Annotated in this window: 15 protein-coding genes; 11 read left to right on the top strand and 4 right to left on the bottom strand. The window is 70.8% G+C overall.

What is annotated here, in order from left to right; translation table 11 throughout:
• Entirely contained in the window at nucleotides 1-504 is a 504-nt protein-coding gene (locus tag H7A73_RS08015; RefSeq protein ID WP_182065497.1) for a peptide deformylase, read from the top strand.
• Nucleotides 505-646: 142 nt separating this feature from the next.
• Nucleotides 647-778, top strand: coding sequence for a hypothetical protein (locus tag H7A73_RS18070; protein ID WP_259362772.1), 132 nt, complete (start codon nucleotides 647-649; stop codon nucleotides 776-778).
• Between the two features lie 296 nt (nucleotides 779-1,074).
• Here the strand turns inward: H7A73_RS18070 and H7A73_RS08010 are convergent, their stop codons facing one another.
• Nucleotides 1,075-3,012: an AMP-dependent synthetase/ligase gene (locus H7A73_RS08010; protein ID WP_182065495.1), complete on the bottom strand. Its 1,938-nt coding sequence runs from the start codon at nucleotides 3,010-3,012 to the stop codon at nucleotides 1,075-1,077.
• Nucleotides 3,013-3,133: 121 nt separating this feature from the next.
• On the opposite strand from H7A73_RS08010, the gene H7A73_RS08005 reads away from it, so the two are divergent.
• The 3 genes from H7A73_RS08005 (at nucleotide 3,134) to H7A73_RS07995 (ending at nucleotide 6,357) form a co-directional block, all read left to right on the top strand.
• Nucleotides 3,134-4,087, top strand: a complete 954-nt coding sequence (locus H7A73_RS08005; protein ID WP_017886608.1) for an ROK family glucokinase — start codon at nucleotides 3,134-3,136, stop codon at nucleotides 4,085-4,087.
• Nucleotides 4,088-4,141: 54 nt separating this feature from the next.
• Entirely contained in the window at nucleotides 4,142-4,867 is a 726-nt protein-coding gene (locus tag H7A73_RS08000) for a lysophospholipid acyltransferase family protein (RefSeq protein WP_071405408.1), read from the top strand.
• A gap of 104 nt (nucleotides 4,868-4,971) precedes the next feature.
• Nucleotides 4,972-6,357, top strand: coding sequence for a class II 3-deoxy-7-phosphoheptulonate synthase (locus H7A73_RS07995; protein WP_182065493.1), 1,386 nt, complete (start codon nucleotides 4,972-4,974; stop codon nucleotides 6,355-6,357).
• Between the two features lie 254 nt (nucleotides 6,358-6,611).
• Here the strand turns inward: H7A73_RS07995 and pknB are convergent, their stop codons facing one another.
• Both pknB and H7A73_RS07985 read right to left on the bottom strand, forming a co-directional pair.
• Nucleotides 6,612-8,687 (bottom strand): Stk1 family PASTA domain-containing Ser/Thr kinase, encoded by a 2,076-nt coding sequence (pknB, locus tag H7A73_RS07990; protein WP_182065491.1) that lies wholly within the window; start codon nucleotides 8,685-8,687, stop codon nucleotides 6,612-6,614.
• Between the two features lie 82 nt (nucleotides 8,688-8,769).
• Complete coding sequence (locus tag H7A73_RS07985; protein WP_259362771.1) at nucleotides 8,770-10,056, bottom strand: LysM peptidoglycan-binding domain-containing protein; 1,287 nt, start codon at nucleotides 10,054-10,056, stop codon at nucleotides 8,770-8,772.
• Nucleotides 10,057-10,228: 172 nt separating this feature from the next.
• Here H7A73_RS07985 and H7A73_RS07980 point away from each other — a divergent pair, with 172 nt between their 5' ends.
• Nucleotides 10,229-10,585, top strand: coding sequence for an Rv2175c family DNA-binding protein (locus H7A73_RS07980; protein ID WP_182065489.1), 357 nt, complete (start codon nucleotides 10,229-10,231; stop codon nucleotides 10,583-10,585).
• Between the two features lie 70 nt (nucleotides 10,586-10,655).
• On the opposite strand, the gene H7A73_RS07975 is transcribed toward H7A73_RS07980, so the two are convergent.
• Nucleotides 10,656-11,774 carry a polyprenyl synthetase family protein gene (locus tag H7A73_RS07975; RefSeq protein ID WP_071405410.1) on the bottom strand — a complete coding sequence of 373 codons (1,119 nt, stop codon included), beginning with the start codon at nucleotides 11,772-11,774 and terminating at the stop codon, nucleotides 10,656-10,658.
• 96 nt (nucleotides 11,775-11,870) lie between these two features.
• Here H7A73_RS07975 and H7A73_RS07970 point away from each other — a divergent pair, with 96 nt between their 5' ends.
• The 5 genes from H7A73_RS07970 (at nucleotide 11,871) to H7A73_RS07950 (ending at nucleotide 17,013) form a co-directional block, all read left to right on the top strand.
• Entirely contained in the window at nucleotides 11,871-12,266 is a 396-nt protein-coding gene (locus H7A73_RS07970; protein WP_111091079.1) for a DUF3040 domain-containing protein, read from the top strand.
• Between the two features lie 697 nt (nucleotides 12,267-12,963).
• Nucleotides 12,964-13,395, top strand: coding sequence for a division/cell wall cluster transcriptional repressor MraZ (mraZ, locus tag H7A73_RS07965; RefSeq protein WP_182065487.1), 432 nt, complete (start codon nucleotides 12,964-12,966; stop codon nucleotides 13,393-13,395).
• Nucleotides 13,396-13,501: 106 nt separating this feature from the next.
• Nucleotides 13,502-14,467: a 16S rRNA (cytosine(1402)-N(4))-methyltransferase RsmH gene (rsmH, locus tag H7A73_RS07960; protein ID WP_182065485.1), complete on the top strand. Its 966-nt coding sequence runs from the start codon at nucleotides 13,502-13,504 to the stop codon at nucleotides 14,465-14,467.
• Nucleotide 14,468: 1 nt separating this feature from the next.
• Nucleotides 14,469-15,194 carry a hypothetical protein gene (locus H7A73_RS07955; protein ID WP_182065483.1) on the top strand — a complete coding sequence of 242 codons (726 nt, stop codon included), beginning with the start codon at nucleotides 14,469-14,471 and terminating at the stop codon, nucleotides 15,192-15,194.
• 49 nt (nucleotides 15,195-15,243) lie between these two features.
• A complete protein-coding gene (locus H7A73_RS07950) occupies nucleotides 15,244-17,013 on the top strand; it encodes a peptidoglycan D,D-transpeptidase FtsI family protein (RefSeq protein ID WP_182065481.1) in 1,770 nt (589 codons plus the stop codon).
• Nucleotides 17,014-17,021 lie beyond the last annotated feature (8 nt).

The following is a 17,021-nucleotide window of genomic DNA, read 5'->3' as shown; positions in this document are numbered from 1 at the left end:
TTGACCGTTCGTCCCATCCGCCTGTTCGGCGACCCCGTCCTCCGTTCGCCGGCCGACCCGATCCGACCCGAACTGCTCGGGAGCGCCGGGGTCCGTGACCTCGTGCAGGACCTCATCGACACCGTCAAGGAGCCGGGGCGTGCCGGGGTGGCCGCGCCCCAGATCGGCGTCGGGCTCCGTGCGTTCTCGTACAACGTGGACGGTGCGGTCGGCTACGTCCTCAACCCCGAGCTCGTCGAGGTCTCCGGGGAGCCCGAGCTCATGGAAGAAGGGTGCCTCTCCGTCCCGGGGCTCGGGTACCCGACGCGTCGCTTCCCGTACGCGAAGGTGCGGGGTGTCGACGTCGACGGCGCGGAGGTCGTCCTCGAGGGCACGGGCCTGATGGCCGAGGCGCTCCAGCACGAGTGCGACCACCTCGACGGCACCGTCTACGTGATGACGCTCGACCCCGAGGTCCGCCGCCAGGCACTGCGAGACATCCGCGCGCAGGACTGGTTCCACTGAGCGCTCCCACAGTCCCGCGTTCGCGAGCTGTGAACAGGGGTGTGACACCCCCACGGGGGATTGTCGCTTTGTCCTGACGAGGGGGTACCGTGCTGCTGTCGGCCTCCCACCGACGACCATCCCATCCCCCCAGGACTCCCGCATGACCAGTCAGAACGACGAGCTCAGCTCGCACCGCACCCGCACCAACCGTCGACCGGCCGAGACCACCGTCACGACCGGTTCGACCGCCGTCCTCGACGCCCCCGCGACGGAGCAGTCGCCGGAGGCCTGAGCCCGCAGGCGCCCCCGGCGCCCACTGCACGGCCTGGAGGCCCGGATCACGTCCGACGGACGTGACCCGGGCCTCTCTCCATCGGCAGGGCCGACCCGCCGCTGGCGCGGCGCGTCGGAACCGGCGACGTTGGCCCAGGCCGTTGCGTCCACACTCGCGCGCACCCGGCGGGATCGGGCGTACCTGGTCGAAAGGAACGACCCGGTACGCCCGGATCGACCCGGTACGCCCGGATCGACCCGGTACGCCCGGATCGACCCGGTACGCCCGGATCGACCCGGTACGCCCGGCGAGTGCTACGAGCGACTGCGGCGCCGACCCTCGATCACCGGAGTTGCCGTCGTCTGCACCTTCGACCCGGAGTAGATGTGGTCGATGTCCGCGGCGAAGTCCTGCAGGATCACCGACCGCTTGATCGTGAGCTTCGGTGTGAGGTGCCCGGAAGCCTCGGTCAGGTCCGTGTCGAGGATCGTGAACGACCGGACCGACTCGGCGCGGGAGACCCGGCCGTTGGCGGCGTCGATGGCCTCCTGGACGGCGGAGAGCACGCGCTCGTCGTACGCGGCCTCGTGCCCGCTCAGCGTCGGGGTGATGCCGCGGGACTCGCACCAGCCGGGGAGCATCTCGCGGTCGAGCGTCACGAGTGCTGCGACGAACGGCTTGCCCTCGCCGACCACCACGACCTGGCCGATGAGCGGGTGCTCGCGGATGCCGTCCTCGAGCGGTGCCGGCGCGACGTTCTTGCCGCTCGCGGTGACGATGAGCTCCTTGGCGCGGCCGGTGACGGTGAGGACCCCGTCGGCGTCGAGCCGGCCGAGGTCGCCGGTGCGGAACCAGCCGTCGGCGAAGGCGTGCTCCGTCGCCTCGTCGTTCCGCCAGTACCGGTCGAAGACGTCGACGCCGCGGATCAGGATCTCGCCGTCGTCGGCGATCCGGACCTCGATGCCGGGCAGCGCGCGGCCGACCGTCCCGATGCGGAGTTCCCGGGCGCGGTTGACCGTGGCGGGAGCGGTGGTCTCGGTCAGGCCGTACCCCTCGAGGATGAGCACGCCGATGGAACGGAAGAAGTGCGAGAGCCGGGGGGAGAGCGGTGCCGAACCGCTGACGGCGTACTCGACCCGTCCGCCGAGGGCGTCGCGGAGCTTGGCGTACACGAGCCGGTCGAACAGCTTGAACTTGAGCCCGAGCAGGAACGGCACCCTGCCGGCTGCGAGGGCCTCGGAGTGGGCGACCGCGGTGTCGGCCGCCGCCCGGAAGATCCTGCCCTTGCCACCGAGGTCGGCCTTCTGCTCGGCGGAGTTGTAGATCTTCTCGAACACCCGCGGGACAGCGAGCAGGAACGTCGGCTTGAAGGTCGACACCGCTCGCATCAGGTCCTTGGTGTCCGGCTCGTGGCCGACGAGGACGCCGGCGGACACCGACATCGCGGCGATGAACCGGGCGAAGACGTGGGCGAGCGGGATGAACAGCAGGGTCGAGGCGCCGTCGGCGACGACCTCGGGCATCGCCTCGCTCGCGCCCTCCACCGTGGCGGTGAAGTTGTCGTGCCGCAGGACGCAGCCCTTCGGTCGGCCGGTGCTGCCCGAGGTGTAGATGATCGTGGCGTCGTCGTGCCCGTGCACGTTCGCCGTCCGGGCGTCGAGTTCGTCGTCGGTGACGTCCTCGCCGAGCCGGGTCAGGTCGTCGAGGCCGCCACCGTCGATCGTCCAGTGCTGGCCCAGGGACGGCAGGTCGGGCGCGATGGAGGCGACGCGGCGCGCGTGCTCCTCCTGCTCGACGACGATCGCGACCGACTCGGAGTCGGACAGGATCCAGCGCACCTGGTCGGGGGAGCTCGTCTCGTAGACGGGCACGGACACCAGGCCGGCTGTCCACACGGCGAAGTCGACCAGGGTCCACTCGAGCCGCGTGCGGGACAGGATCGCGACGTGCGCGCCCGGTTCGAGCCCGGCGGCGACGAAGCCCTTCGCGATGCCACGCACCCGGGCGAGCGTCTCCGCCGCGGTGAAGGTGGTCCAGGCGTCGCCGTGGCGCTGGGCCAGGATCGGACGGTCGGGCGTCAGGCGGGCGCGGTCGCCGAGGAGCCGCGCTGCCGAGCCGTGGTCGGGGGCGACGGGACCCGCGCTGGGGGGTGTGGCGTGCCTCCCGGCCGACGGCGTGGTCCCGGTGGCGGCACTGCCAGCGCTGGACGTGTCGGTGGAGGCGCTGGTGCGTGCAGGACGCTGATCGTTCACGGTGACTCCCTTGTCTGCCGGTTCGACTCGAGTGCGCCTCAACACCGAGGCGACACCGCCAGCATAGGACGCGTCACCGGGCGTTCCGTGACTTCGCGGCGAACCGGTAGGCTCGTTGCTCGTGCACGCCATCGGAATCGACATCGGGGGCACCAAGATCGCGGGTGCGGTCGTGACGGAACTGGGCGAGATCGTCGCCGAGGACCGCGTGGCCACCAACGCTGCGGACCCGAACGCCATGCTCGACGACGTCGTCTCGATGGTCGAGCGACTCAGCTCGCTCCACCAGGTCGGCGCCGTGGGGGTCGCCGCCCCCGGGTTCATCGACGCCTCGCAGTCGATCGTCTACTACACGCCGAACATCCGCTGGCGGAACGAACCGCTCCGGCAGAAGCTGCAGCAGCGCCTCGGCGACCTGCACATCACGGTCGACAACGACGCGAACGCCGCCGGCTGGGCCGAGTTCCGGTTCGGCGCCGGTCGGCTCGTGTCCGACATGACCATGCTCACCATCGGCACGGGCGTCGGCGGGGCCATCGTGACCGAGGACCGCCTGTTCCGCGGGGGCTTCGGCACCGGCGGCGAGATCGGCCACCTGCGCATCGTCCCGAACGGGCTGCCCTGCGGCTGTGGCGCCCGAGGCTGCATCGAGCAGTACGGCTCGGGCCGTGCCCTGCAGCGCATGGCGAACGACGTCGCCGACGCCGGCGGCATCGGTTCGGCCCTGGCCGACGCCCGCGCGGACAACGGCGGCCAGCTCGACGGCAAGATCGTCGGCGACCTGATCCTGGCCGACGACCCGGGTGCCCTCGCGGCCCTCCGCCGGCTCGGTCGGCACCTCGGCGAGGCGTGCGCGTCGCTGTCCGCGGTGCTCGACCCGCAGCTCTTCGTGTTCGGTGGCGGCGTCGCCAGCGCGGGGGACAGGCTGCTCGACCCGATCAAGCAGGCGTACCTCAACAACCTGCCGGCCCGCGGGTACCACCCGGAGCCGGACTTCGTGATCGCCGAGCTCGTCAACGACGCCGGCGTCGTCGGTGCCGCCGACCTCGCCCGCATCCACGCCCGCACGGCGTAGGGTCGGGCCTCCCCACCACCCGGGCCACCCCCTTCTCACCACCTGGAGTCGTCGATGACCTACTGGCTGCTGAAGAACTTCGTGCTCGGCCCGCTCATCCTCACCCTGTTCCGGCCGTGGGTGGTCGGGCGTGAGCACGTCCCGACCTCGGGCCCGGTCATCTTCGCGTCGAACCACATCTCGTTCATCGACTCGGTGATCCTGCCCGCGGTGCTCGACCGCCGACTGTCGTTCCTGGCGAAGAGTGACTACTTCACCGGCCGCGGGCTGAAGGGCTGGGCGACGAAGACGTTCTTCAACGCCATCGGCCAGCTGCCGATCGACCGCTCCGGCGGCAAGGCCTCCGAGGCGTCGCTCCGCACCGGCCTGCAGGTCCTGGCGCGCGGTGAGCAGCTCGGGATCTACCCCGAGGGCACCCGCAGCCCCGACGGCAAGCTCTACCGCGGCCGCACGGGCATCGCCCGGATGATCCTCGAGGGGCGCGTGCTCGTCGTCCCCGTTGCCATGGTCGGCACGCGCGAGGTGCAGCAGATCGGGCAGCGCTTCCCGAAGATCAAGCGCGTCGGGGTCGTGTTCGGCAAGCCACTCGACTTCTCGCGGTTCCAGGGGTTCGAGACCGATCGCTTCATCCTGCGCAGCGTCACGGACGAGGTCATGCACGAGCTCGCAGGCCTGAGCCGTCAGGAGTACGTGGACGTCTACGCCACCAGCGTGAAGGAGCGGGCGAGCTCCGCGCGCGAGGCCGTCATGCGGGAACGGAAGTCGACGCCTGCACGTTAGGCTCTGATGGTCCCGGCACCCCGCCGGGACGCCCATCGACGACGCGTGGCCCGGTGCCGCTCAGCGTCGTCGGGCCGCCCGCACAGAACACCGAGGTAACGCCCTTGCCCGAGTCGACCGACTTCGTCGCCCTGCAGGATCCGGACGTCATCGAGGGGCTCGACTATTGGCGGACGCTCCCGATCAAGCAGCAGCCGACCTGGCCGGACGCCGCCGCTGCCGAGGCCGCCTCGGCCGAGATCGCCACGCTCCCGCCGCTCGTGTTCGCGGGCGAGGTCGACAAGCTCCGCGAGCGGCTCGCCGCGGCCGCGCAGGGCAAGGCATTCCTGCTGCAGGGCGGTGACTGCGCGGAGACCTTCGCCGGTGCCACCGCCGACTCCATCCGCGACCGGGTCAAGACGATCCTGCAGATGGCCGTCGTGCTGACCTACGGCGCCTCGATGCCCGTCATCAAGATGGGGCGCATGGCCGGGCAGTTCGCCAAGCCCCGCTCGAGCGACTTCGAGACACGTGGCGACGTCACGCTGCCCGCCTACCGCGGCGACATCGTGAACGGCTACGACTTCACGCCGGAGAGCCGGACGGCCGACCCGCGCCGCCTGGTGCAGGGGTACCACACCGCCGCTTCGACACTGAACCTGGTCCGTGCCTTCACGCAGGGGGGCTTCGCCGACCTGCGCCAGGTGCACTCGTGGAACAAGGGCTTCGCATCGAACCCCGCGAACGCCCGCTACGAGCACCTCGCCAAGGAGATCGACCGCGCGATCCGCTTCATGGACGCCTGCGGTGCCGACTTCGAGGCGCTCAAGCACGTCGAGTTCTACGCCTCGCACGAGGGGCTGCTGATGGACTACGAGCGCCCGATGACCCGCATCGACTCGCGTTCCGGCCTGGCGTACGACACGTCCGGTCACTTCATCTGGATCGGTGAGCGCACGCGGGACATCGACGGCGCCCACGTGGACTTCCTGTCGCGGGTGCGCAACCCGATCGGAGTGAAGCTCGGCCCGACGACGAGCGTCGACGACATGAAGGCGCTCGTCGACAAGCTCGACCCGAACCGTGAGCCGGGTCGCCTGACCTTCATCACGCGGATGGGCGCGGGCAAGATCCGCGACGAGCTGCCCAAGCTGCTCGAGGCGATCAAGGGCATGGACGCCAACCCGCTGTGGGTCACCGACCCGATGCACGGCAACGGCCTGACCACGCCGACGGGCTACAAGACCCGCCGCTTCGACGACGTCGTGGACGAGGTCCTCGGCTTCTTCGAAGCCCACCGCCAGGTCGGCACGTACCCGGGCGGCATGCACGTCGAGCTCACCGGTGACGACGTCACCGAGTGCCTCGGCGGCTCGGAGCACATCGACGAGGCCACCCTCGCCACCCGCTACGAGTCGCTGTGCGACCCGCGCCTCAACCACATGCAGTCCCTCGAGCTCGCCTTCCTGGTGGCCGAGGAACTCGGCGCGCACCAGCCCGACCGCGCGTAACGCAGGAACCGTCTCGTCGAAGCGACAGAACCCCGCGGCGTGTTCGCGGGGTTCTGTCGCTCTCGTGTGTCGGACGGGAGGCCCGTGGCGGCGTCGCCACGGGCCTCCCGTCCGTCCCGGGGGCGCGGCCGAGGCCGGGGTGCGGAGCGTCGTCATCTCCTGCTCGCGAGAGCGACAGTGTGCCGCCGAACGGTGGGAGCACACTGTCGCTTCCGCGACCGTGTCGGCGCGACCCACGCGGCGCCTTGCCGGCGCTACTGGTCGTAGGACAGGGTGATCGTGTCGCCGCGGTGGACGGTGGCGCCGGCGCCCGGGTCGGTGCCGGTGACCGGCAGCTTCGACTTCCAGTCGTAGAAGCCGCAGAGGATGTTCGTGCAGTCGGGCACGGAGACCTCGAGACCGAGGTCCTCGAGGGTCTTCGTCGCCTCGTTGATCGTGGGCCGTTCCGCTCCGAGGTCCGGCAGGGTGATCGGCGTCGGCCCCTTCGACACGACGACGTCCACCGCCGACCCGCGCACGGCGGGGGAGTCCTGCACGGCGGCGGAGACGATCTGGCCCGCGGGCACGGTGTCGCTGTACTCCTCGGTGCGGGCACCGAGGATCAGTCCGACCTCGTCGAGTGCGGCGGAGGCCTCGTCGACCGTCTTGCCGACCACGTCGGGCACCGGGCCGAGCGACACGGTCAGGGTGACCGGCCCGGTCTCGCCGTAGGCCTGCACCGTCGTGAGGTCGAGCGCCTTGCCGCCGGGCGCCCGACCGGTCGCCGCGACCACGGTGTCCTTCGGGGCGTCGGCGGAGAACTCGTACCGGTCGTCCTGCAGCTCGAAGTCGTCGTCGAGCGCCGCCGTCACGGTGGAGAGCGGCTGACCGACGATCGCCGGCAGCGGGATCATCCGGGGGCCGTTCGACACGACGATCTGCACCGCCGTGCCCTTCTGCACCACGCGCTCCGCGGCCGGCTTCGTCGTGGAGACCTGCCCCTTCGCGACGACGGCGTCGAACCGTGTCCCGGTCTTCGACGCCGCCTGCAGGCCCTGTGCTTCGAGCAGCTGCCGGGCCTGCGAGACCGACTTGCCCGTGACTTCCGGGATGCGCACGTTGCCACCCGGCCCGGGGCCGAAGTACCAGCCGAAGCCGGCTCCGATCAACGCGAGCACGACGACCACGGACAGCAGGATCCAGCCGCGCTTCCGACGCTTCGCCGACTGGTCGGCGAGCCGCTGTCCGGCGGGGGAGAGCACGCCGGGCTGTGCCCCGGTACGTCGGGGGCCCGGAGCGTTGCCGCGGGCACGGGCGGGCGCTCGACCGCGGTCGCCGGTGTCCCGGTCGCCGGACCGGTCGATGATGGCGGTCTCGTCCGCTCCTGCTGCTCCTGCGGCCCCGACCGAGGCCGCGGCGGCTGCGGCGCCGAGCGTGCCGGCGCCACCGGAGGGCAGGATCGCGGTCCCGTTCTCGGGGCGGAGCACGGCCGTGCGGTACTGGCCGGTCGCACGCTGCTGGTTCCCCGACACGTGGTCGAGCATCTCGCGGGCGTCGCGAGGGCGGTCCTCGGGGTCGCGTGCGGTCGACCAGGCGACCAGCTCGTCGAGCTCCGGCGGCACCCCGGACACCGCGGCACTCGGCGCCGGCACGGAGTCGTTGGCGTGCTGGTAGGCGATCTGCATCGGCTGCTCGCCCTTGTAGGGCTGCTCGCCGGTGAGCATCTCGTAGAGCATGATGCCGAGCGCGTAGATGTCGCTGCGCGAGTCGGCGGCACCGCGCGTCACGAGCTCGGGGGACAGGTAGGCGATCGTCCCGAGCAGGGCCGCGCCGGTCGCCGTGTTCGCGGTCGTGGCCCGGGCCAGGCCGAAGTCGCCGAGCTTGATGCGGCCGTCGTCGGCGAGCAGGACGTTCTCGGGCTTCAGGTCGCGGTGGACGATCCCGGCGCGGTGGGCCGAAGCGAGGCCGGCCAGCACGGCGCGCAGGATGTCCGTCGCCTGCTCGGGCGTCAGGGCGTGGTGTTCCTGCAGCAGGTCCCGCAACGTGATGCCGGGGATGTACTCCATGACGATGTAGGCGATCTCGCCCTCGGCGCCCTGGTCGTAGACGCCCACCAGGTTCGGGTGCGACAGCCGTGCGGCCGAACGGGCCTCCTGGATGAAGCGCTCACGGAACGCCTGGTCGTCGGCCAGGTGCCCGTGCATGATCTTGATCGCGACGCGTCGCTCGAGGCGCACGTCGGTCGCGAGGTAGACGGTCGCCATGCCCCCGCGCGCGATGCGGGAGCGGACGCGGTACCGCTGATCGATCATGCGACCGATCATCGGGTCCGTGGCGGCGTTGGTGGTCATCGGCGGCATTCTACGAATCGAGACCGCACTCGGACGCACCGGCGCACCGGCCGTGACCCAATCTCGATCTTCCGGATGAGGCTCAGAGGGTCGCCAGCCAGCCCTCGGCGGCGCTCGCCCAGGTGGCGTAGGCCTTCGGGTAGGCGGAGAGCTGCACGGCCTGGGCCGCGTCGGTGATGCTCATCGACGACCAGCCGGGCACGTCGAGCAGCCCGCGGGTCGTGCCGGCGTTCGGGTTGTTCCGCCCGCCGAAGAACAGCGCGGTGGCGTGCGCCGGGTCCTGCAGTGCCGCCGCGCTGCCCCAGCCCTGGCTCGGACGCTGCTGGAACAGACCGACCGAGTCGCGGTCGCCGTGCGCCAGGTTCCGGAGGCTCGACTCCTGCATCGCTGCGGCGAGGGCCACGACGATGCCGCGGTCCGGGACGCCGAGCGATCGACCGACGGAGACGATGGTCGCGGCGTTCTGGCGCTGCTCGGCGCTCAGGCCGACGGCGCCGCTCACCGCAGCGCTGGCAGCGACCGCGGGGGCGGCGGTGGCGTTCGACGACGGGATGACGAGCGTCTTGCCGGCGTAGATCGTGCTCGTGTACGACAAGCCGTTCGCCGACAGGAGCGACTTGACCGAGACGTGGTGCGCGGCGGCGATCGAGGCCACGGTGTCGCCGGCGCTGATCTTCACGCTCGACGTGGTCGACGGGGCCGCGGCGGTCGACACCGACGGCGTCGACGACGAGCCGTGCGGCACCCGCAGCGTCTGGCCGGGGTAGATGACGCTGCGCTGCGACAGCTTGTTCGCGCTGAGGAGCGCCGTGGTCGACACGCCGACGCGGGACGCGATGCCGGAGACGGTGTCGCCGTGCTTCACGTGGTAGCTCGAGGTGTCGGCCCCGGAGCCGCCGGTCGACCCGGAGGTCCGCACCGCGGCCGTGGTGACGGCGGGCGTCGATGCCAGGTGGAGCGTCTGCCCGGGGTGGATGATCGTGTTCCAGCCGAGGCCGTTGCGCACGAGGATCTCCTGCGCGGACAGGCCGAAGCGGGCGGCGATGCCCGAGACCGTGTCGCCGTGGTGGACGGTGTAGCTCGTGGGCACAGCGGCGGTGGGGGCCTTCGTGGTGGCGGCGACCGTGCGCACGACGGTCTGCGACGGACGGGCGACGGCGGTGCCGAACACCGGGCGGTCGGTCACGGCGCGGTCCTGGTCGACGTGGCGCTTGTGGTTCGCGTCGGCGTCGTCGTGCCGCGGCTCTGCGTGCGCGACCGGGCCGGTCAGACCGGCGGTCACGGCGATCGTGCCCGCGAGCACGATGGGCATGGTGGCGAACCGGGCGGATCGTGCGCGCCGGGCGACTTCGTCTGCAGCGTGGTCCACGGGTTTCTCCTGATCTCGACTGAGCCGTGCGCACGCGTGCGCGCACTCACAGGTGCCACAACGCTGGCATGGCCTGATTCCCAAGTCAACCAGAGAGTCAGATGGGGTGGATGTGACGAATGTGACGAACGAGGCGGATTCACTCCGGCGGTCACTCTGGCACCATGGGCGTGTGAGTGCCGCACCCGCCGACGACCTGTCCCTCTCCGAACGCTGGCTGACCGTCCCCGAGCTGGTGGACATGTTCAGTACGAGCCCCGGACGGATCCACCGACTCTTCGAGCAGAAGACCCTGCTGGCAGCCCGCGTCGGCGGTGTGCTGCGCGTGCCGGTCGAGTTCCTCGAGGACGGCGAGCCCATGCCCGAACTCCGCGGCACGCTGATCGTGCTCGGCGACAACGGCTTCACCGACGACGAAGCGGTGCGCTGGATGCTCACCGTCGACGACGCGATGGGCACCACGCCGATCGCGGCGCTGCGCGCCGGCCGCAAGGCCGAGGTGCGTCGCATCGCCCAGTCGCTGCTCTAGACGCGTTCCGGACGGACGGGAGGCCCGGTGCCAGCTGGCACCGGGCCTCCCTTTCGACGTGTGGCCGTGTCTAGGACGACCGGCGGCTGACCGTGTCGGCCAGCGACGCGAGCTGCTCGCGCGCCGACGGCGTCAACGGCGAGGCGTCGAGCGCCGCCTTGGCGCGCTGGACGTGCCGCTCGATCGACCGCTCCACGGCGGCCACGGCACCGGACTCGGTGAGGGTCGCGCGGAGCATCTGCACCTGCTCCTCGTCGAGGTCGGGGTCACCGAGGAGCTCGTCCAGGAGCTGCCGCGGACCGCTCGCCAGCGTCTTGCGCGCCGAGGCGATGAGGACGGTGCGCTTGCCCTCGCGCAGGTCGTCGCCGGCCGGCTTGCCGGTGACCTCGGGGTCGCCGAAGACCCCGAGCATGTCGTCGCGGAGCTGGTACGCCACGCCGAGGGGGAGTCCGAAGGCGCGGAGGCCCTCGAGCTGGGAGTCGCTCGCGCCGGCGACCAGGGCGCCGATGACCAGCGGGGCCTCGATCGAGTACTTCGCCGACTTGAAGACGATGACGCGCTGGGCGCGGAGCAGGTGCTCGGACTCGTCGATGACGGGCCAGGCGGTCTCCTCGTGCACGTCGAGGTACTGCCCCGCCGTGACGTCAAGGCGCATCGCGTGGAACTCCTGGCGGACGATGCGGGCCCGCACCGGGTCGAGGAGCGCGAGGCCCTCGTCGAACACTGAGTCGCTCAGCGAGAGCAGCAGGTCGCCGAGGAGCAGCGCGGAGTTCGTGCCGTACTGCCCGCGGTCGCCGACGAAGCCGGACTCCTCGTGCAGGGACTCGAAGCGGCGGTGCGCTGCCGGACGCCCACGACGGGTGTCCGAGCGGTCCATGATGTCGTCGTGCACCAGGGCTGCGGCGTGGAAGACCTCGAGCGCTGCGGCGACCGTGACGACCGCCTCGGCGGTGGTCTGCCGCGAGCCCTCGGCGAGAGGGTCGAACGAGCCGGAGCGCCCCGCGACCGACTGCCATCCCCAGTAGCAGAACAGGGCCCGGAAGCGCTTGCCGCCGGACAACAGGTCTCGGGCGTACCGGTCGAACGGCGCGAGGTCGGGGCTGATCGCGAGGAGCCGTTCACGCTGCTCGTCGAGTGCCCGGTCGATACGCGCCGATACGAGGTCCACTAATCGCGTACTCTCAGCCACGATCCCTACCCTAGTGGAGTGGTCGGGGCATAGAATCGGCCCACTCAACCCGTGTTTTCCAACCCCGCGTCGATCCCAGGAACAGAGGGAACCAAGATGCCGCTCTCGGAACAGGAGCAGCGCCTTCTCGAAGAGATGGAGCGCAGCCTCTACCAGAACGATTCCGATTTCGTGGCTCGTGTCACACGTCGACAGGGTCGTCCGACGTACACAGCCATCACGCTCGGGGTGCTCGGCGCACTCGCCGGGGTCGCCATCGTCATCGTCGGCCTCGTCATCAAGGCGCCGCTGCTGGGCATCCTCGGCTTCGTCGTGATGCTCGCCGGTGTCCTGTTCGCGCTGCGCCCGGGCATGCGTGCCCCGAAGGCGAAGCCCGCTCGGCCGGGCAAGCCCGCGTCCGGTGGGTCGGCGCGCCCGTCAACCGGTGGTGGCGGGTCCTTCATGGACCGGATGAACGAGCGCTGGGACAAGCGTAACGACCAGAGTCAGTAGCTGCCGGGGGTCAGCAGGACTCCCTCCACACTCCTCCACGGGGTCGGCCTTCGGGTCGGCCCCGTTTCGTGTTCCCGGGGCCGGCGGGGTCCTTCGGCGGTGTCCGGCCGGGGTCGTGTCCGCGCGAGTGGTCACGACATGCCGCGTGCTGGCCGCCGGGGGTGCAGGAACCGTCGGCTGGGGTCCGCGCGAGCGACAGTTCGTGACCACTCGGCGTCGCGGCGGCAGCACGTCGTGACCATGCGCTGACCGGCGGCTGGGCGGGGTGGAGCCGACCGCGCGCCCGCGGGAGCACCGCGGTGGTGGTGGGGCGGGCCTCCCGGCCGGGGGTGGACCGCCGCCGGTGTCTGCGCGAGTGGTCACCACATGCCGTGCGCTGGCCGCCGGGGGTGCTGGATCTGTCGACTGGGGCCCGCGCGAGCGACAGTTCGTGACCACTCGGCGTCGTGCGCCCGCGGCGCGCCCCGGAGTGCTCCACCGGCTGCGAAAGTCCTCCACTTTCCTCCACGCCTGTTCCGGTGCCCGTGAACCGCATGAATCCGGGCATCTGCGGCCGTCCCCGCGGGTTGCGTGCCGCTCTCCGTGCCCCCAGTAGGGGTGTCTCGGGCGGAAAAGGGAGCGGATTCCTGGGCGTGGGGAGGGGAGTGGAGTAAAGTGGGGCTCGCAACGGTCCGGTGGAGCGGAGGGGAGGCCCGACGTGCTGCTCGGTACTCATGCCCCGAAGCTCGACGAGAAGGGTCGCGTGATCCTCCCCGCCAAGTTCCGGGAAGAACTGTCCGGCGGGCTCGTGATGACCCGCGGCCAGGAACGCTGCGTCGTGGTCTTCAGCGCCCGGACGTTCGAGGAACTCCACGAACGCATCCGGACCGCCCCGATGACGTCGAAGCGCACCAGGGACTACATGCGTCTGTTCCTCTCGGGAGCCAGCGCCGAACAGCCCGACAAGCAGAACCGCGTGACGATCCCGCAGAACCTCCGCGAGTACGCGGGGCTCGAACGGGACCTCACGGTCATCGGCAGCGGTGACCGTGCCGAGATCTGGTCCACCCCCGCGTGGGAGGCCTACTACGCCGAAGCCGAAGAGGCATTCGCCGACAACGACGAGGAGGTGATCCCGGGGATCTTCTGATCCGCGGATCGGGACTCCCAGCCGTGAAGCCCTGACGCCACTTCCCCGGTGTCAGGTCGCATGGATGGGGATCCGGACCCACGGCCCAGGAGACGAGGGGCTGCACATGGCCGAGAACGACAACGAGACGCCACGCTTCCCGCACACGCCGGTGATGCTCCAGCGCATCGTCGACCTCTTCACGCCGACGCTCGAGGGCCCGGGCAAGGTCGTCGTCGACGCCACGCTCGGCATGGGCGGCCACTCCGAAGGCCTGCTCGAGCGGTTCCCGGAGCTCACGCTCATCGGGCTCGACCGCGACACCGACGCACTCGGCATCGCGGGGGAGCGCCTGGCCCGCTTCGGCGACCGCGTCCGGCTCGTGCACACCGTGTACGACGGCATCGTCGACGCGATCGAGGGCGAGGGCTTCACGAAGGTCGACGGCGTGCTCTTCGACCTCGGGGTGAGCTCGCTGCAGCTGGACCGTGCCGACCGCGGGTTCGCGTACAGCCAGGACGCCCCGCTCGACATGCGGATGGACCGGACCGAGGGGCAGACCGCCGCCGACGTCCTGGCCACCTACGACGAGGGCGAACTCCGCCGCATCTTCCAGCGCTACGGCGAGGAGAAGCTCGCCGGCCGCTACGCCCGAGCGATCGTCGAGCGGCGGGCGACGAAGCCGTTCGAGATGTCCGGCGACCTGGTCCAGGTGCTGCACGACGCGACCCCGGTCGCCATCCAGCGCCAGGGGCACCCGGCCAAGCGTGTCTTCCAGGCGCTCCGCATCGAGGTCAACGCCGAACTCAGCGTGCTCGAGCGGGCGATCCCGGCGGCGCTCGACGCCATCGCGGTCGGCGGCCGGATCGTCGTCGAGTCGTACCAGTCCCTCGAGGACCGCATCGTCAAGCGGGCACTGGTGGAGCGCACGAAGTCGAGCGCCCCCGCCGGGCTGCCGGTGGAGCTGCCCGAGCACGCCCCCACCTTCTCCCTGATCGTCAAGGGCGCCGAGCTGGCCGACGAGGCCGAACGCGCCGCCAACCCCCGAGCAACCCCCGTGCGCCTGCGCGCGGCCGAGCGGATCCGGAACTGACATGAGCACGAACCTCGCACTCGTCGACCCTGCGGTCGTCCCGTCGCGGGCCCCGCGCCCCGACCGTCAGCACCGTCCCGAGCTGGTCGAGGTCACCCCGACCGCGGCCCAGCGCCGGGCACGCCCCCGCATCGGGTACGCCGTGGTGGCCGTCGCCGCGCTCGGGATCCTGCTGCTCGCGCAGCTCGGCATCAGCATGGTGCTCAGCCAGGGCGCGTACACGCTCAACTCGCTGACGGCCGAGCAGACGAACCTGTCCCGCACGCAGCAGTCGCTGTCCGAGCAGCTCCGGGTCCTCGACTCGCCGCAGAACCTGGCCCGCAACGCGCAGTCGCTCGGCATGATCGCGAACTCGACGCCCGTGTACCTCGACCCGAAGACCGGTCGGGTCTACGGCACGCCGACGCCGGCCAAGCCCGACGAGGCCACGGCGTCCACCGAGAACCAGGTGCCGAACTCGCTGCTGAACGACGTCCCGCTGGCCACGAAGCCGGGCGACACGTCGACGAGCAAGGAGACGGGCACGACGAGCACGTCGAGCACGACGAGCACGTCGAGCGCGTCGAGCACGTCGAGCAGCACGTCGGGCACCACGAACGCCACGGGATCCACCGACAGCACCGCCACGTCTGAGAAGACGAGCGGTGCCAGCGCGTCGGACCAGGGGACGGCGAAGTCGTCCGTAGAGTCCGACGCGAACCCGCTCCAGGCGCCCTCCACCCGGTGACCGGCGGGTCCGCCGCACCCTCAGCACCACCCGGGAAGGACCGCACCGCGTGACGAAGACGATCCGCAACCGACGCCTGCGCTACAGCATCGTGATGCTCGCCGTGATCGCCCTCGTCGGGGTGTTCGTGGTGCGGCTCGTCGACATCCAGGTCGTCCAGGCGTCCGAGCTGAACAAGGCGTCGGCGCAGAAGCGCAGCATCCCCGTGACGATCTACGGCACCCGCGGGTCGATCGTGGACCGCAACGGCACCGAACTCGCCGACAGCGTCACCCGGTACAACATCACGACCTCGCCACGCCTGGTGAAGGGCTTCGAGGGCAAGCTCGGCGGCACCCGCATCAAGCACGTCAGCGTCGGCACCGCCCTCAGCGCGCTGGCGAAGGCCTCCGGCGGTGACGTCGCGACGATGCGGAAGAACATCGCCGCGAACCCGAAGTCCGACTTCGCGTACCTGGTCAAGGGCCTCGACGTGCAGCACTACGAGGCCGTGCGTGCACTCGGCATCCCCTGGCTGTACCCGGAGCCGCAGGCAGCGCGGGTGTACCCGACGGGTGCGACCACGGGCAACCTCACCGGCTTCATGGGCACCGACGGCGCCCAGGCCGGTCTGGAGTACTCCTACAACCAGTGCCTGGCGGGCACGAACGGCTCCGAGACGTACGAGCGCGGCGAGGACGGTGTGCAGCTCCCGGGCAGCACCGTGACCACGAAGAAGGCCAGGGACGGCGGCACGCTCGAGACCACCATCGACAGCGACCTGCAGTACATGGCGCAGCAGACCATCGCGTCCGCCGCCAAGACCCTGCAGGCGGAGTCCGCGACGGCGACGGTGACGAGCGTCAAGACGGGCGAGCTGCTCGCGGTCGCCGACTACCCGACCGTGGACCCGAACGACGTCGACGCCACGACCGACAAGGGCGCCTTCGGGTCCCGCGCGCTGACGGCGTCGTACGAGCCGGGCTCCACGATCAAGGCCGCCATCGCCGCCGCGCTGATCGACCAGGGCAAGTCGAACCCCACCGACCAGGCCGTCGTGCCGTACTCGCGCACGTTCCCCTGGGGCGGCACGATCCACGACTCGGAGTTCCACGCCACCGAGAACCTCACGCTGACCGGCATCTTGCAGAACTCGTCGAACGTCGGCATCACCGAGCTCGGCGCACGACTGACGGCACAGCAGCGCTTCGACTACATGAAGAAGTTCGGACTGTTCGAGCCGGAGACCGCGATCGACTACCCGGGCCAGCCGTCGATGGACTACGGCACGAGCCCGGACTGGGACCAGCAGACGAACATCAACTCGATGTTCGGCCAGGGCATCTCGACGACCGCGGTCCAGGTCGCGAGCGTGTTCCAGACGATCGCGAACGACGGTGTCCGGATCCCGCTGCACTTCGTCAAGGGCTGCACCACGGCCGACGGCAAGACGATCGACGCGCCCGACGTGCAGAAGCAGCGGGTCGTCTCCGCAGCAGCCGCCACGCAGGTCACCGACATGCTGCAGAGCGTCGTCACGGGTGGCACGCTGGTGGGCATGAAGCCGATCTCCGGCTACAACATCGCCGCGAAGACGGGGACCGCCGAGGTGGCCGAGGGGTCGCAGGGCTACGGCGGTCAGCGCATCACGTCGGTGGCCGGAATGGCACCCGCCGAAGACCCCCAGTATGTTGTCACGGTGACGTTCACGAAGCCGCAGACCAACAAGTGGTCCAGCGGAGCGGCTCCGGCGTTCCGCACACTCATGTCCCAGGTGCTCGAGAAGTACCGAGTAGCCCCCTCCGCGTCCGAGGCGAAGCTCTACCCGTCCACGTGGTGAGGAAGAAG

Origin of the sequence: Curtobacterium sp. ME12 (genome assembly GCF_903970855.1) — a bacterium.
Lineage (GTDB): Bacteria > Actinomycetota > Actinomycetes > Actinomycetales > Microbacteriaceae > Curtobacterium > Curtobacterium poinsettiae_A.
Note: the sequence above shows the minus strand (reverse complement) of the source record. Positions and strands in the feature narration are given on the sequence as shown.

What these genes read in the sequence shown, in the direction of transcription:
- rsmH (WP_182065485.1), top strand. Translation starts at nt 13,502, where the DNA reads ATGGCCGAGAACGACAACGAGACGCCACGCTTCCCGCACACGCCGGTG.
- H7A73_RS07970 (WP_111091079.1), top strand. Translation starts at nt 11,871, where the DNA reads ATGCCGCTCTCGGAACAGGAGCAGCGCCTTCTCGAAGAGATGGAGCGC.
- H7A73_RS07955 (WP_182065483.1), top strand. Translation starts at nt 14,469, where the DNA reads ATGAGCACGAACCTCGCACTCGTCGACCCTGCGGTCGTCCCGTCGCGG.
- H7A73_RS08000 (WP_071405408.1), top strand. Translation starts at nt 4,142, where the DNA reads ATGACCTACTGGCTGCTGAAGAACTTCGTGCTCGGCCCGCTCATCCTC.
- H7A73_RS18070 (WP_259362772.1), top strand. Translation starts at nt 647, where the DNA reads ATGACCAGTCAGAACGACGAGCTCAGCTCGCACCGCACCCGCACCAAC.
- pknB (WP_182065491.1), bottom strand. Translation starts at nt 8,687, where the DNA reads ATGACCACCAACGCCGCCACGGACCCGATGATCGGTCGCATGATCGAT.